Here is a 15,877-nt window from a genome sequence, read left to right on the forward strand (position 1 = left end):
AAGTTGCAATCGATTGCAAAAATATCGCAGTGTATTTTAGTTATTATCTATAAATATTGAATATAGATTTGACATGCAATCGGTTGCATGATAATCTGAAAAAGAAGAAAAGAGAGGAGGATCACGATGAAACGAAAATTTGCAGTAGATCCATGGAAGGTTTATACAACAACATTAGATAAAGAAGATAAACGATTACAAGAAAGCATTACTTCCTTAGGGAATGGATATATGGGAATGCGTGGTAATTTTGAAGAAACGTATTCTGCAGATCATCATCAAGGAATTTATTTAGGTGGTGTTTGGTATCCTGATAAAACTCGTGTCGGCTGGTGGAAAAATGGATATCCAGAATACTTTGGAAAAGTGATCAACGCAATGAACTTTTTACGCCTACAAATTACCATTGATGGCAAAGAAGTTGATTTAGCTACAGAACAATATGAAGATTTCTATTTAGGCTTAGATTTACAGCATGGAATTTTACAACGTCACTATACGATTTTACGTGGAGGCAAAAAAATTACATTAGCGTTTGAGCGTTTTGTTTCTCTAACAACAAAAGAATTATGTGCTGTGAATGTAAAAATCACAAGTAATCAAAAAGCAAAGGTTGAAATCATTTCTTATTTAGATAATGAAGTGACAAATGAAGATGCGAACTATGATGAAATGTTTTGGCAATCGATCGCGAAAGAAGAAGGTGGCTTAGTCGTGCAAACGATTCCTAATGCCTTTGGTATTGAGCAATTTACGGTCGCTGCAAATATGGATCATCGTGTCCAAAACTTAAGCTATAGCGGACATAATGAAGAAGAACTTCAAGTAACAATGAACTTCTTTGGAGAAGTGGATGTTGATACAGCAATTGAATTTGAAAAACGTATTATTGTGACGACTTCTCGTGATTATAAAGAAAAGGAAGTATTAGCAAAAGCAAAAGAAAAACAAGCAAGCTTACAATCTCTTTCTTATCAAGAATTAAAAGAGCAACAAGAAAATGCTTGGTTAGAACGTTGGAAATATGCAGATGTAGAAATTGAAGGATCTGTCGAAGACCAACAAGGAATTCGTTTTAATTTATTCCAATTATTCTCTACTTATTATGGAGAAGATGCACGATTAAATATTGGACCTAAAGGATTTACTGGAGAAAAATATGGTGGGGCAACGTATTGGGACACAGAAGCTTATTGCTTACCTTTATATTTAGCACTAACTGATCAAAAAGTTGCTCGTAATTTATTGGAATATCGTTTCCAACAATTGCCACAAGCTTATCATAATGCTCGCCAACAAGGTTTAAAAGGTGCGTTATACCCAATGGTAACCTTTACTGGAGTAGAGTGTCATAATGAATGGGAAATTACGTTTGAAGAAATTCACCGTAATGCCGCAATGGTCTACGCTATTTATCGCTATACGCTATATACAGGAGATACAAGCTATCTAGAACATGAAGGATTAGAAGTGATGACAGGAGTTGCTCGATTCTGGGCAGATCGTGTTCATTATGCAAAAAATAAAGGTGTATACATGATTCATGGGGTAACAGGACCTAATGAATATGAAAATAATGTCAACAATAACTGGTTAACCAACCGCTTAGCCAAATGGGTGTTATCTTACACCAAAGAAACATTAAATACTTATGCATATCGTAAAGAAGAGCTAGGAATTTCTGAAGCTGAACTAGCAAAATGGACAGATATTATTGAACATATGTATGAACCAAAAGATGAAGAAAAAGGAATCTTTGTCCAACATGATACGTTTTTAGATAAAGATTTAATGCCAGTTTCTGATTTAGCCAAAGAAGATTTGCCATTAAATCAAAACTGGTCTTGGGATAAAATTTTACGTTCTTGCTTTATTAAACAAGCCGATGTATTACAAGGACTATATTATTTCAATAATGAATTTACGCTAGAAGAAAAACGTCGTAACTTTGAATTTTATGAACCAATGACAGTACATGAATCAAGTTTATCTCCATGTATTCATGCGATTTTAGCCGCTGAATTGAAGAAAAATGAAAAAGCAGTGGAATTATATAAACGTACAGCTCGTCTAGATTTAGATAATTATAACAATGACACAGAAGATGGCCTACATATCACTTCAATGACAGGAAGTTGGTTATCTATTGTCGAAGGTTTTGCTGGAATGCGTACTTTTGATGGACTGCATTTCCAACCTTTCTTACCAACAGAATGGAAACAATATGCGTTCCATATCAACTATCGTGGACGTTTATTGTTCATCAAAGTTAGTGAAGCGGGCGTTGAAGTACAATTATTAGAAGGAAAACCAATGGTACTTTCTATTTATGATAAAGAATATTCATTAGAAAATGAATTATATGTTCCATTAGAAAAATAAAAAAAGAGCTGCTCGGTCAGCTCTTTTTTGCTAGGAGGAAAAGATGAACGATTTATGGTGTCAACAAGCAATCATTTACCAAATTTATCCTAAAAGTTTTATGGATCAAAATAAAGATGGTGTAGGAGATCTTCAAGGAATTATTGCCAATCTAGATACGCTAAAAGAACTGGGAGTGAATACGTTATGGTTGAATCCTATTTTTTTATCAGCACAAGTAGATAATGGGTATGATATTATCGATTATCAAACGATTGATCCTTTATTTGGCACAATGGCAGATGTTGAACAATTCATCAAGGAAGTGCATGCTCGGGATATGAAATTGATTTTTGATTTTGTACTCAACCACACTTCTGACCAACATCCATGGTTCCAAGAAGCGATTAAAGATACAAAGAGTCCTTATCATTCTTACTATTATTTTACTAAAGAGCGTCCGAATGCTTGGGCTTCCTTTTTTGGCGGTTCTACTTTTGACCAAACAAAGAATGGAGAATATTATTTCCATCTTTTTGATAAAAAAATGCCCGATTTAAATTGGAAGGAACCAAAGGTAAGAGAAGAAATGTTAGAAATTGCTCGCTTTTGGGCAAAAAAAGGAATTGATGGCTTGCGCTTAGATGCTTTTATTCATTTAGGAAAAGCAAATTTTACAGAAGGAAAACAAAAAGGAGAGTATGAAATTCAAGAAGAATGTTATGCCCATCTTCCAGAAGTTCATACGTATTTAGAAGAGTTTTGCCAAACGTTACGCCAAGAATTTCCAAACCTCTTTTTTGTAGGAGAAGCGGCGAGTGCTGGAGTAGAACAGGCAAAAAGCTATGTATTTCCCAAGAAAACAGAATGTGATAGTGTAATTTCTTTTCGTTATTTTCCTGATGAAAAAGAGGGAAGTCGAGCGTTTTGGGAAAAATTTGCACAAACGATGGATGAGTGGCAAGAAGAGATTGGAACCAAAGGATATCCTACTTTATATTGGAATAATCATGATATGCCACGGATGGTCAGTCGTTTTGGAAGTGAAACGTATCGAGCAGAGAGTCAAAAAACGCTGGCAACTTTAATGTATTTACAAAAAGGAATTCCGATTTTATTGTATGGGGAAGAAATTGGCATGAAAAATTATGAACTTTCTTCCATCGATGAGTTAGAAGAAAAAGAGTTACAAAAAGAAGCGACAGTGCGAATTGCCAACGGAGAACAAAAAGAAAAAGTATTAGCTGAACTGGCTAAAAAAACAAGAAATGCTAGTCGAGGCATTATGCAATGGAAGGATGCAGAAGATTTAGGATTTGGTTCGTCTTCCTTTTGGCTTGGAGGCAATCAAGAAAAAATCTATAATGTCCACGATCAAAAGACAGAAGTCGATAGCATTTGGCATTATTATCAACAGTTATTAGCATTGAAAAAGACGGAATTATTTACGAAAGGAACTTATCAACGTTTACATTACCCAGAACTTTATGCGTATCAAAGAGAATATCAAGGAAAAAAAGCGTATGTTCTTTGTAATGTAAGTGAAAAAGAAGTAATGACTTCTAAATTTACAGGAAAAGTTCTGTTAGAGCAAGGAATAAAAAGAGAAGGGAAAACTTGGATTTTTGCCCCATGGGCAAGTGTAGTGATTGAGGAGGAAGAAGATGAATAAAGCAGCAATTGAACATCGACCAGAAAGTGAATATGCATATCTTTATCGAAAAGGAGAAGTTCATCTTCGATTAAAAACTGGAAAAGAGATTCAGGAAGTTTTTCTCTTATGGGGAGACCCTTATGAATTAGACGGAGAACAATGGCTACAAGAAAAAAGAAAGATGAAACTTGTCGCTAAAACCAATGAACATTTTTATTGGCAAGTTTCTGTTCATCCTCCGTATCGCCGTTTAAAATATGCCTTTGAGGTTTGTGATGAAACCGAATGTATTTTTTATGGAGATCGAGGAATTTATCCTTTAAAAAAAGAATATTACACCATTCCAAATTTTTATTTCTCTTTGCCTTATTTACATGAAGTGGATGCCTATCAAGCACCAGTGTGGGTTAAAGAAACGGTTTGGTATCAAATTTTTCCAGAGCGTTTTGCGAATGGTGATTCTAGTAATGATCCAGAAGGGACCTTACCTTGGGGCTCTACAGCTCCTACACGAGAAAACTTTTTTGGTGGAGATTTACAAGGAATTATAGATCATCTCGATGATTTAGAAAAATTAGGAGTTAACGGATTATATCTTTGTCCGATTTTTTGTGCCTCTTCTAATCATAAATATGATACTTGGAACTATTTTATGATTGACCCTCAATTTGGGACAAAAGAAGATCTTCAACGTTTAGTTCAAGAAGCCCATCAACGAGGGATGAAAGTGATGTTGGATGCTGTCTTTAATCATTCAGGAGATCAAGTGGCATTTTGGCAAGAAGTACAACATTATGGAAAAGATTCTCTTTATTATTCTTGGTATCATATTGAAGGAGAAAAACCAGAATATCAAGTAACAGAAAATGCAGAAGTAGGGAAAAACTTAAATTATGATACATTTGCCTTTAATCCACACATGCCAAAATGGAACACAGCTCATCCTAAAGTACAAGAATATTTATTACAAGCCGCAACCTATTGGATTGAAGAAGCAGATATCGATGCTTGGCGGTTAGATGTAGCCAATGAAGTAGATCACCGATTTTGGCGAAAATTTCAAGAGGCTTGTGTCAAAGAAAAAAAGGATATCTATTTATTAGGTGAGATTTGGCATAGTGCTCAACCTTGGCTACAAGGGGATCAATTCCACGGCACGATGAACTATGCTTATTGTGAGAGTATTGTCCAATATTTTGTACAAAAAGAAATCGATGAAGAACAGTTCATCTCTGTTTTGTATCAACAACTCATGCTTTATCAGGATGAGGTAAATCGCTATCAATTGAATTTACTAGATTCTCATGACACAGAGCGAATTTTAACGCAGATGAAAGGAAACGTTGAATTACTAGAAAAAGTATTTGCTTTTTTATTTTTACAACCTGGAACTCCTTGCTTATATTATGGAACAGAAATTGGGATGGAAGGTGGACCAGATCCATTGAATCGAGCTTGTATGAATTGGGATAAAAGTACTTGGAATCAATCGTTGTGGGAAAAGATGCATGAGATGATTTTATGGCGGAAAAAATACGCGATGATTTTAAGTGATGGCACGATTGAATTTCAATATGATAAGGAACGAGAACAAATTACTGTAGTTCGAGCAAGAAATAAAGAAAAAATCATCGGCTGTTTTGCTCAAGGAAAAGAAGGAATTGTAGTAGAAAAAGACAATAAAATCGCTGGGGAAAAAAGAAGTGATGGAACTTGGGATTATATCCTTTGGCAAGAAAAAGAAAAGAACCGCTAAGCGGTTCTTTTTAATTGGATCGATTTGGCCGTTGTGCCATATTGACAACAAAAATGAAAATAATAATCGTCAAGACTGAAATGTAGTTGGCAAATAAAAATTGTGGGAAGAAGATTTGACTCACAATCGTTAAAATCGTTGGCCATGTACTACATAAAGTCACTAATTTAAAGACAGGTAAAAAACGAACTTGAATGCGGACCATCTTACAATAGAAAAACGCGATTGCCGCAGTAATCACTAAGTTCACCAATAATTGAATAAGCATTGGGAAAATCCCGATTACAATCCCAAATAAAATCAATGGGATAGTTGGCTCAACGCTGTCTACTAAGTTTTCTAGTTTATTTTTTGTAATTCCATTCCAGTCGAGTTGCTTATAAGAAACCTTTGTTGGATTTTCTGGTAGCATCGAACTAGCAATAGAGTTATTAGGAAAAGCAAAAATAATGTTCTTTTTTTGTAAACTAATACCAACTTCATCGTTGTTTAATTCTTTTTGTAATTGTTTTTCGGACTGTTTATTATCTGGGTCAAAAGAAAGGGTGAAGTTTCCATTTTGATAAATGAATCCACTGTCTGAAGGAGCGTCTAATTCATTATCTTTAATCTTCATTTCTTTTGGCAGATTTTCCACATAGTTTTGCATCGTTTCTTTCATCTCATGAGTTAAAGAGACACCATAATTAAGTAAAGGTAATAGTGAAAGAAACGCCAATAAAAATAAATATAAAATCCATTGCGAAGTTTTTATTGATTTTTGTTGGGCAAGACGTGTGGGATGAAACAGAGCATTTTTAATGATGGTAAAAAAGTTCATAATAACCTCCCATATTTCTTATTAACAAAATTTATTATATCATCGATAGCTTTTATTTTAAAAAATAATCCTCTTGTTATAAAATAAGGATAGAAAGAAAAGGAGTGATTGATGATGAAAAATGTATTATTAATCGATTTTAAAAATGAAGCCGATGCTTATGAAGGATTTTCTAAATTACAAAATGTTCAAGTAGAACAAAGTAGTGTAGAAGAAGCTGCATTGGTGAAAGAAGACAACGGAAACTTAGAAATCAAAGAATCTTTTGGTATTGCGGAAGACTCTACATCTAATACTTTATTTGGTGGTTTCATTGGTCTATTGTTTGGCTTATTCACTGGTGGTTTAGGTTGGGCATTATGGACTTCTGTTGGGATTTTAGTTGGTGCAATGGTAGATGACCACGAAGATAATAAAGATAATTCTTTATTAACCGATATGAGTAAAAAATTACATGATAATCATTTATCTATTATCGCTGTAGTTGATGAAGATAACTACGATGTCATTAATCATACTATTGATGGCTTAGATGCGATGATTACTCGTTATTCTATGGAAGATATTAAAGAAGAAATCGAAGAAACAAAAGAATTAAATAAAAAAATTGCTAAAGAAGCAAAAGAACAACTTCGCTTAAAGAAAAAAGAAGCACGTGAACAAAAACGTGAAGCTCGTAAAGAAGAATGGCATGCAAAATATTCTCAATACGAAAAAGAAAGAGCTGAGAAAAAAGAAGCGAAAGAAGAAGCAAAAGAAGAAAAAGCGAAAGAAAAAGAAGATAAATAATTGAAACCAAAAAAGGTGAGGAGTAGTTCCTCATCTTTTTTTTCTTTCTAGAGAAAAAAAGTAGAGGTAAATATGGTAAGATAAAACTACATTCAAAGAGCAGAAAAGAAAGGAGGAAATGATGAACGAAAGTTGTTACCAAGTATTTAAAAATTATCGCTTTCAAGATTTTAAAGAAGAAGTATTAACCTTACTTTATCAACCGATGTTAGAGCCTTTTGATCTTAGCGTCTATCGTTTTTTACTTGTGTTACCTGAAGAAAATAATTTCTTACATGAGGCGATGTTTTCTTTCTTATCTTGTAGCCAAGAGGAATTTTTGACCGCTCGATCTCATTTAGAAGCCATGGGTCTATTAAAAACGTATCAAGAGGAAGAAGGTCAAAATTATCGTTATGAATTATTCTCGCCCTTATCAGCGAAGCAGTTTTTTGCGGATGATATTTTAAGCTTTTTACTTTTTCATAAAATTGGCGAGTATAGCTTCCAACGATTGAAAAATTATTTCCTACCCAAAAAGGAATTCACGGGATATCAAGAAATTACGAAACGATTTGATGAGGTATATGAATTTTCTGAACAGCAGTTCCAAGAAGCACAACCTTATCTATATCAAGAATCTACTCCTTGTGTAGAGCCATTATTTAAAACGACAAAAGAAGATGATCAATGGTTCCAACAATGGCTAGAATTGCTTCCAGAAATGGAAGTTGATTTATCTTCAGTACAACGCGAGCGAAAACGAATTTTGTTTTTACATCGCTCGTTTCAGTTTTCTGACTTTTATTGGGTAGAATTAATTAAAGCTTCTTGTGATCCAATGGATGGAGTTTTAGATGGAGAAAAATTACAAAAATTAGTTCTTCAATTACAACAAGAAGGCAAAAAAGAACCGCAAGAAGTAAAAGACAGTATTTCTATTCCCAAAATGAAAGATCAACGATTACAAAAGATGTTTGAAATTGCAAAACAATTGAAACCTTTGGAATTTCTATCTTCCATCAAAAAGCAAACACACGGTAGTATTATCACTACAGAGAAATTTGCGATTACAGATTTATTACAACAAGAAATCCATCCTTTCTTGATTAACATTGTTTTGTATTATTTATTGATTGTAGAAAAAGAACCAGAATTGCCTCGGAATCGATTTGAACGCATCATCAATCAACTAGGAAAGCATCAATACACAGATGTTTTAGAAATTTGGCAAGCATTACCAAACCTAGATCCAAAACATAAAAAGACAGTAGCTAAAAAAGCTTCTTATACGAAAAATAAAGAAGAAAAGAAAGTGATTCGTCCAGAGTGGGAAGGAAAAGAGAAAAAACCAGTTCAAGAAGCTTCTGAGGAAGAAAAAGCAGATTTATTGGCACAATTAGAAGCGTTGAGGAATAAGAAATGAGAAAAGTGACAGAAATGATACAACCTTTGCCACCTTTTTTACAAGAAAAGATGGCCGAGCAAAAAGAAAAAATTTTGACTGCCCCATGCATTCAAGAATTTTTACAAAAAGAACAATTAACTGCATCACAAATCAATGATAATTTCTTAGTGTTGCAACAATATTATGAAGAAAAAAAAGAAATAGAAGCAAAAGGGAAATTGACTCATTTTCCAGGTTATGTACCTGTATTAGTTTGGCAGGAAGGTCATGCTTTAGTCGAGTATCAATTATCAGAACAAGAAAAGAGACGTCAAAAACAAGAAAAAGAGCAATCTTATATGAATTGTCTTTATCTACCACGTTCTTTACAAACCGTCTCTTTAGAACAAGTGAATTTTAAAGGCAATAAAAGCAAACTTTTCCCTAAAATTTTACATATGATTGAAGCCTTAGATGAAAGACAAGGAAATTATGTACCTGGTTTATACCTTTATGGTGAATTTGGTGTGGGTAAAACCTTTATGATGGCAGCTCTTTGTAATGAACTAGCCAAAAAACATATTTCTTCTTTATTGATTAATCTTTCAATGTTTATTAGTGAATTAAAAGAAAAAATGGGGACTCCTGAATATCGCAGTTATAGTCAGCATATTTTGCAAAAAATGAAGACGGTATCGGTATTAGTAATGGATGATATTGGGATGGAATCAATGAGTGATTGGGTACGCGATGATATATTAATGCCTGTATTACAATATCGCATGCAAGAGGAAAAGACGACTTGTTTTACTTCAAATTTAAGTCCTCAAAAACTAGAAGAGCATTTTGCCGACACAAGAACGAGTACGAATCATTTAAAAGCCAAACGCTTAATGGAACGTATCCTATTTTTAGCCGATCCATTCTTAGTGGAAGATAAAAATAATCGTCAGGTGTCAAGAAAATAACGTTGACAAATAAAAAAACAATGCTTATAATAATTTTTGTTATAGGTAGAGGTGATTGTATGAAATGGTCGATTCAAGAATTACGAAAAAAAAATGAGGCTGTGGTACACATTGATGAAACAATGGATGTCAAAGCGAGTTTATTAGCTCGTGATGATGAACTTATCGATGTATCACCGATACATGTTCAAGGAGATTTAGTCATTGAAGATAGTGACTTTCTTTTGAACGCTAATGTTACTTGTGAAGTGACTTTACCTTCAAGTCGTTCTTTGACTCCCGTGACGGTTCCTTTAGATTTCGATTTTCAAGAAATCTATATGACACCCGAACAAGATCGTAATCGTCCAGAATCTTTACAAGATGAAATTGTTTTTGTCTTAGAAAAAGATTTAATTGACATTACAGAAGCAGTAGAGGATAATCTCTTATTGAACCTACCCATTCAAGTATTATCTCCAGAAGAAGAAGCAGGAGAAGATTTACCAATGGGACAAGGTTGGGAAGTCATTTTAGAAAGTGATTACGAAGAACAGAAGAAACGAACACAAGAAGAAACTGTTGATCCCCGTCTTGCTAAATTATCAACTTTGTTTGCAGAAACAGAGGAAGAAGAGTAAGATGGTTTGGAATACATGACTTTTGTCATGAATAAATAAGGAGGTATATGGACTAATGGCAGTACCAGCTAGAAGAACTTCTAAAGCTAAAAAAGCAAAACGTCGTACACATTATAAATTACAAATGCCAGGTTTAAGCGCTTGCCCTAACTGTGGTGAAATGAAACGTAGTCACCATGCATGCCCAGCTTGTGGAACTTATAAAGGTCAAGACGTTCGTGGCAACGAAGCGTAATAATAAGATACTGAATTATAGTGGAGTATCAAAACCTCAAGGCAACCATGGAGTCTTGAGGTTTTTTTTTAAATAAACATAGGGGGAAACTACAATGCATCGAATTTTAATTATTGAAGATGAAAAGAATTTAGCTCGTTTTGTTGTATTGGAGTTAAAACATGAAGGATATGAGACAGAAGTTCATTACAATGGACGTACAGGATTAGAAGCAGCGTTGAATGAAGATTGGGACGCAATCTTATTAGATTTAATGTTACCAGAATTAAATGGATTGGAAGTTTGCCGTCGCATTCGCCAAGTGAAAGATACTCCAATTATTATGATGACTGCACGTGATTCTGTGATTGATCGTGTTTCTGGTTTAGATCATGGAGCCGATGATTATATCGTAAAACCTTTTGCGATTGAAGAATTATTAGCCCGTTTACGTGCTTTATTACGTCGAATTGATATTGAAGTAGATAAAAATGTACACAAAAAGACAACCTTAACTTATCGTGATTTAGTGGTAGAAAAGGAAAATCGCATTGTTCGTCGCAATAATGAGATTATTGAACTCACTAAACGAGAATATGAACTATTAGTAATGTTGATGGAAAATGTAAATGTGGTTCTATCACGTGAAGTATTACTAAAAAATGTTTGGGGCTACGAAAGTGTCTCTGAAACCAATGTAGTAGATGTTTATATTCGTTATTTACGTAATAAAATCGATGTCTATGGCGCAGAAAGCTATATTCAAACGATTCGTGGTACCGGCTATGTAATGCGTACGAATGAATAAGGAACATTCCTTTAAAAAATTTCGTATTAAATCTTTACGGGTCAAATGGGTCACATTAACATTAACATTTATTTTAGGGATGTTTTTAATTTTTTCTACCTTTATTTATTACAATGCGACACAAATGATGTCCATTGAAGGAAGAAAAAATATTGAGTTGACAATTGAGGATATGGTACGTCAATTATCACAATCGGACCAGTCTCTTGATAAAAAAACATCGAATACTCTATTGTCTAAAGCGGTTAAAATTTCTGGTGGAAAAGGAAACTATACCGTAAATGTTGGAAATTTAATCGCTGAATTAGGACAAGATGAGCTCTATGCTTATGTTTATTCTGCAGATAAAAAATTGGTAGTGGAAACAAGACCAAAAAAAGACTACCAGTCAAAACCATTGGTTCAAAATATTCACTTACGCCGCGTAAATGGAATGCCAGGGTTTGTTGTAGGAAAGGAAGTTCGTTCGAAAAAAACAAATAAAGTAGTCGGTTACGTCCAGCTATTTTATGAATTGGATGATTTGAACCATATTCGCAAAGATATTGTTCATAACATTGAAATTTTTGTGGTTATTGGTTTAATTATTTCTTTCCTAGGAGCAATTTTAATCTCGCATTACTTCTTAGATCCACTACAAAAACTCGTGAATACGATGAAAATAATGCAAGAAGACCCAATGACCGATGAAAGAACGCCGTTACCTAAAGATAAAAATGAATTATGGGAATTAACCAAATCAAGTAATCATATGATGGATCAAGTTCAGCGCTATATCCATCAACAAGAGCAGTTTGTTGAAGATGTATCTCATGAATTGCGAACGCCGGTAGCGATTATTGAAGGGCATCTTCAAATGTTAAACCGTTGGGGAAAAGATGATCCAGAAATTTTATCTGAATCATTAGAGGCGTCCTTACAAGAGATTGACCGAATGAAAGCATTAGTCCAAGAAATGCTTGATTTAACAAGAATTGACCAAGAAGAATTACAATATCAAAATGAAACTTGTGTGGCTCGCAGTTTAGTGCAACAAGTTTTAAATAATTTCCAAATTTTATATCCAGACTTTTCATTTGTTTTAAATGATGAATTACTCGAGCCTGTAGAAGTTTGTATTTGTCATCGTCATTTAGAACAATTGTTAGTCATTTTAATTGATAATGCCGTGAAATATTCAACGGATAAAAAAGTCGTTCATGTGACTTTATCTGCGAATACTCGTCATTTAGAAATTGCCGTTCAAGACTTTGGAGAAGGAATTTCTAAAGAAGATTTACAAAAAATCTTTGATCGTTTCTATCGAGTAGACAAAGCAAGAAGTCGTCAAAAGGGTGGAAATGGATTAGGATTAGCTATTGCGCAAAAATTAGTCGAGGTTTATCACGGAAAATTATCTGTGGATAGCATTTTGGATGAAGGTACGGTTTTCCATATCGAATTACCAATTAAAAAGGAAAAATAAAAGCAGAGAGAATTTTGTTCTCTCTGCTTTTTTGTTTGAACTTCTTAATGTGGATGATTTTGTTTTCCAGCATTACGACGATGATCTTCGTTAGAGGTTGATTCGTCAGAAGTTGGTTCGTTATTTTGATTTACAACGTCATGAGTATCATGACGATGTCTTTGTTTTCCGGCATTACGACGATGATCTTCTGTCTGTCCTTGAGCTTGCACTTGTTGACGCTCTTGACGTTCACGGTGACGGTCAATCATGTCTTGTGGGATGATTTCATCCACATCAATCGTTGTTTTTGGTGGGTTTTTCTTCAATTGTTCTGCCACTTGTTTTTTGATACGTGGTTTGTGGTAGAAATTGATGATTAATGTTTGAATACAACTGAAAATACCACCAATAATCCAATATAAAGTTACTCCAGCAGGAGCGTTAAAGGACATCATACCAATCATAATTGGACTTACCATCATTGGCATCATCATCTGTTTACGTTGCTCTTTTGGTACAGATAGAGAACTTAAGTAACTTTGTAAGAAATAAGCACCCATCGCGATTAAAGCAAATAGCATACTTGCTTTTCCTAATGAGAAACCTAAAAAGACCGATTGATCAATCCCTGGTGTGTAACGAGCAGAGAAGTATAACGCAGTAAAGAATGGCATTTGGATGATTAATGGTAAACATCCCATTCCACCAAATAAACTGATGTTATTTTCTTTCATCAACGCTCCATAGGCAATGGTCAATTTTTGTTTTTCTTCTTCGGTTTGAGCTAAACGCATTTTTTCTTGAATTCGTTGCATCTCTGGCTGGATGGCTTGCATTTTTTCTTGTTGTAGCATCATTTTTTTGGATTGACTTAATCCTAATGGCAAGATACATAGACGAACAATTAAGGTAATAACGATAATTGCTAATCCATATCCTAGGTGTAGGTTATTCGCAAAGAAATGAATGGCTGCACTCATTGGGCGAACTAATAAGTTATATACCCAACCGTCTCCTGTAGGATGTCCAGAAGCATCCGTCTGTACACATCCTGTTAAAAGGACCGCTAAAAACAATAAGCCACCAAAAAGATATAATTTTTTGCGTTGTTTCATATGTTTCCCCTTTCTAAATATACAGATTAACTATAAAGGAAACAGGAAGAATAATCAATATTCATCCCAAGAAAGAAAGGGGAAAATTAAATTTATAGTACGGAAAAATGAGTGTATTGTGGCTCATTGGAAACGACTTCTTTCGTATAAGAAGTAACAAATCCAGCGGGACTGGGACAACGTTGAACGATGGTCGCTAGGTCATCTACCTCTTCCTCATTGCCTTGAAGAATGACTTCTACAGAACCATCATTTAAATTTTTAGCATAACCATGGACATTTCGTTCATCTGCTTTCATTTTTGTTGTGTAACGAAAAGCAACTCCTTGGACACAACCTTGAACATTCATCTTTATTGTCTTCATAAAAATCCCTCCTAGTGTTATTATAGCAAAGAAAGAGTGCAGTTTATTTGAGAATGAATATCAATAAAGACTATACTAAAGGAGGAAAAAGATGGAGATTATTACTTCAACGAAAAATCAATGGGTGAAAACCGTAAAGACTTTATATAAAAGAAAAGGACGTAAAGAATCGGGCTGTTTTATTTTAGAAGGATGGCATTTGCTAGAAGAAGCGTTAAAAGCAGGAGCCAAAATTGAACAAATTTTTGTTTTAGAAAGTCAACAAGAACGGTTACAAGAAGTAGAAGGAATTCCTGTCTATTGTGTGACAGAATCTGTTTTAAAAGCAATGAGTAGTGCAGAAAAACCACAAGGAGTATTAGCGATTGCTAAACAATGGGAATATCCAGAATTAACGTTAGAGGGAGCTTGGGTCTTTTTAGATCGAGTTCAAGATCCAGGAAATGTGGGAACCATTATTCGTACTGCAGATGCGGCAGGATATCAAGGTGTGATTTTAGGCGAAGGATGTGCGGACCTTTATAATGATAAAGTATTGCGTTCGATGCAAGGAAGCCAATATCACATTCCGGTTTACGAAAAATCATTAACCGAAATTATCCCACAATTTAAAGCTCAAGGTGGAAAAGTTTATGGCACAAAATTAGATAAAAATGCTCAAGATTATCGAGAAGTACATCCACAAGGAGATTATGCCATCTTAATGGGGAATGAAGGAAAAGGCGTTGCGAAAGAATTATTGGATCAAACCAATCAAAATGTTTTTATTCCAATGAGAGGGCAAGCGGAAAGTTTGAATGTCGCCATCGCAACTGCCATTTTATTATTTGCTTGGCAATAAGAAAGAAGGATAAAAATGGGAAAAAGAGATTGGTGTTATGATGCAGAATATCGAACTTATGTCGATGATTTACTAGAAAAACCACAAGTACAAGAATTAAAAAATTATAAACATCATCATTATACAAATCGTTTAGATCACTCGATTGCGGTATCGTATTATAGTTATTTACTTGCAAAAAAGATGCATGCTAATGCTCGAGCTGTCGCAAGAGCAGGTTTGCTTCATGATATGTATTACTATGATAATGAAACCGCAAAAGAAGTATTGAATGGGGAAAATCATTATAAAGTGCATCCACAAATTGCAGCGATAAATGCCGCTCAAATTACAGATTTAAGTGATCTTGAAAAAGATATTATTCATAGCCATATGTTTGGAGCTACAATGACGGTTCCTCATTACAAAGAAAGCTATATTGTTACGTTAATGGATAAGTATTGTTCGATTAAAGATGTGAGCTCTCCATTTTGGCAAAAGACAAAAGATAAGACAAAATCCTTTGTGCAAAATCATGAGACAACATTGAAATGTAAAGAGAAATTTGATAAAATCAAAAAAGAAAAAATGAAACCATTAGCGAAAAATGTTGAGGGAAAAGAGTAGTTTTCCAACTCCGAATCCAGAGACTTCTACCTTGGCTGAAAGTAGAAGAGACGAGGGAAAATGAAGTTCACTTCCTGAATTGTTGATAAAACCGGTGGGAGCCGTTATCTTCTTTGAGTGTATGAGTGATCATAAATAAGGATGGTA

The 15,877-nt window shown here is 34.3% G+C and carries 15 protein-coding genes and 1 other annotated feature (1 of these 16 only partly in view); of the genes, 12 read left to right on the plus strand and 3 right to left on the minus strand.

Annotation, left to right across the window (positions count from 1 at the left end; translation table 11 throughout):
- Positions 1-126 precede the first annotated feature (126 nt).
- Genes C683_RS06000 through C683_RS06010 form a run of 3 tightly spaced genes read left to right on the plus strand, consistent with a single transcriptional unit; the run spans position 127 to position 5,771 of the window.
- A complete protein-coding gene (locus C683_RS06000; RefSeq protein ID WP_009492016.1) occupies positions 127-2,382 on the plus strand; it encodes a glycoside hydrolase family 65 protein in 2,256 nt (751 codons plus the stop codon).
- A 43-nt stretch (positions 2,383-2,425) separates the two neighbouring features.
- Complete coding sequence (locus tag C683_RS06005; protein ID WP_009492018.1) at positions 2,426-4,033, plus strand: alpha-glucosidase; 1,608 nt, start codon at positions 2,426-2,428, stop codon at positions 4,031-4,033.
- On the plus strand, positions 4,026-5,771 hold the full coding sequence (locus tag C683_RS06010; protein ID WP_009492020.1) for a glycoside hydrolase family 13 protein: 1,746 nt from the start codon (positions 4,026-4,028) through the stop codon (positions 5,769-5,771). Before C683_RS06005 ends, C683_RS06010 begins: the two co-directional genes overlap by 8 nt.
- A gap of 10 nt (positions 5,772-5,781) precedes the next feature.
- Here the strand turns inward: C683_RS06010 and C683_RS06015 are convergent, their stop codons facing one another.
- Positions 5,782-6,591 (minus strand): DUF1189 family protein, encoded by an 810-nt coding sequence (locus C683_RS06015; RefSeq protein ID WP_009492022.1) that lies wholly within the window; start codon positions 6,589-6,591, stop codon positions 5,782-5,784.
- Positions 6,592-6,702: 111 nt separating this feature from the next.
- Between C683_RS06015 and C683_RS06020 the strand changes: the two genes are divergently transcribed.
- From C683_RS06020 to C683_RS06050, 7 genes are all read left to right on the plus strand, one after another.
- Positions 6,703-7,380 carry a hypothetical protein gene (locus tag C683_RS06020; protein ID WP_009492024.1) on the plus strand — a complete coding sequence of 226 codons (678 nt, stop codon included), beginning with the start codon at positions 6,703-6,705 and terminating at the stop codon, positions 7,378-7,380.
- A 121-nt stretch (positions 7,381-7,501) separates the two neighbouring features.
- Positions 7,502-8,785, plus strand: coding sequence for a replication initiation and membrane attachment family protein (locus tag C683_RS06025; protein ID WP_009492026.1), 1,284 nt, complete (start codon positions 7,502-7,504; stop codon positions 8,783-8,785).
- A gap of 14 nt (positions 8,786-8,799) precedes the next feature.
- On the plus strand, positions 8,800-9,714 hold the full coding sequence (dnaI, locus tag C683_RS06030; protein ID WP_244425059.1) for a primosomal protein DnaI: 915 nt from the start codon (positions 8,800-8,802) through the stop codon (positions 9,712-9,714).
- A 59-nt stretch (positions 9,715-9,773) separates the two neighbouring features.
- Positions 9,774-10,334: a YceD family protein gene (locus C683_RS06035; protein ID WP_009492030.1), complete on the plus strand. Its 561-nt coding sequence runs from the start codon at positions 9,774-9,776 to the stop codon at positions 10,332-10,334.
- A 55-nt stretch (positions 10,335-10,389) separates the two neighbouring features.
- Entirely contained in the window at positions 10,390-10,569 is a 180-nt protein-coding gene (gene rpmF, locus C683_RS06040) for a 50S ribosomal protein L32 (protein WP_009492032.1), read from the plus strand.
- Between the two features lie 94 nt (positions 10,570-10,663).
- Positions 10,664-11,356: a response regulator transcription factor gene (locus C683_RS06045; RefSeq protein ID WP_009492034.1), complete on the plus strand. Its 693-nt coding sequence runs from the start codon at positions 10,664-10,666 to the stop codon at positions 11,354-11,356.
- A complete protein-coding gene (locus tag C683_RS06050; RefSeq protein ID WP_009492036.1) occupies positions 11,349-12,821 on the plus strand; it encodes a HAMP domain-containing sensor histidine kinase in 1,473 nt (490 codons plus the stop codon). The genes C683_RS06045 and C683_RS06050 overlap by 8 nt, the downstream gene beginning before the upstream one ends.
- Positions 12,822-12,865: 44 nt before the next feature.
- Here C683_RS06050 and yidC read toward each other — a convergent pair whose 3' ends face one another.
- On the minus strand, positions 12,866-13,918 hold the full coding sequence (gene yidC, locus C683_RS06055) for a membrane protein insertase YidC (RefSeq protein WP_009492038.1): 1,053 nt from the start codon (positions 13,916-13,918) through the stop codon (positions 12,866-12,868).
- Positions 13,919-14,010: 92 nt separating this feature from the next.
- On the minus strand, positions 14,011-14,283 hold the full coding sequence (locus tag C683_RS06060; protein ID WP_009492040.1) for an acylphosphatase: 273 nt from the start codon (positions 14,281-14,283) through the stop codon (positions 14,011-14,013).
- Positions 14,284-14,374: 91 nt separating this feature from the next.
- On the opposite strand from C683_RS06060, the gene C683_RS06065 reads away from it, so the two are divergent.
- Both C683_RS06065 and C683_RS06070 read left to right on the plus strand, forming a co-directional pair.
- The gene (locus tag C683_RS06065; protein ID WP_009492042.1) at positions 14,375-15,124 is read left to right on the plus strand and encodes a TrmH family RNA methyltransferase; all 750 of its coding nucleotides are present in this window, start codon (positions 14,375-14,377) and stop codon (positions 15,122-15,124) included.
- Between the two features lie 15 nt (positions 15,125-15,139).
- Positions 15,140-15,730 carry an HDIG domain-containing metalloprotein gene (locus C683_RS06070; protein WP_009492044.1) on the plus strand — a complete coding sequence of 197 codons (591 nt, stop codon included), beginning with the start codon at positions 15,140-15,142 and terminating at the stop codon, positions 15,728-15,730.
- Positions 15,705-15,877: a binding site (T-box leader), on the plus strand; it runs 23 nt beyond the window's last position. It overlaps the preceding gene by 26 nt.

Origin of the sequence: Catellicoccus marimammalium M35/04/3 (assembly GCF_000313915.1) — a bacterium.
Taxonomy (GTDB): Bacteria; Bacillota; Bacilli; order Lactobacillales; family Catellicoccaceae; genus Catellicoccus; species Catellicoccus marimammalium.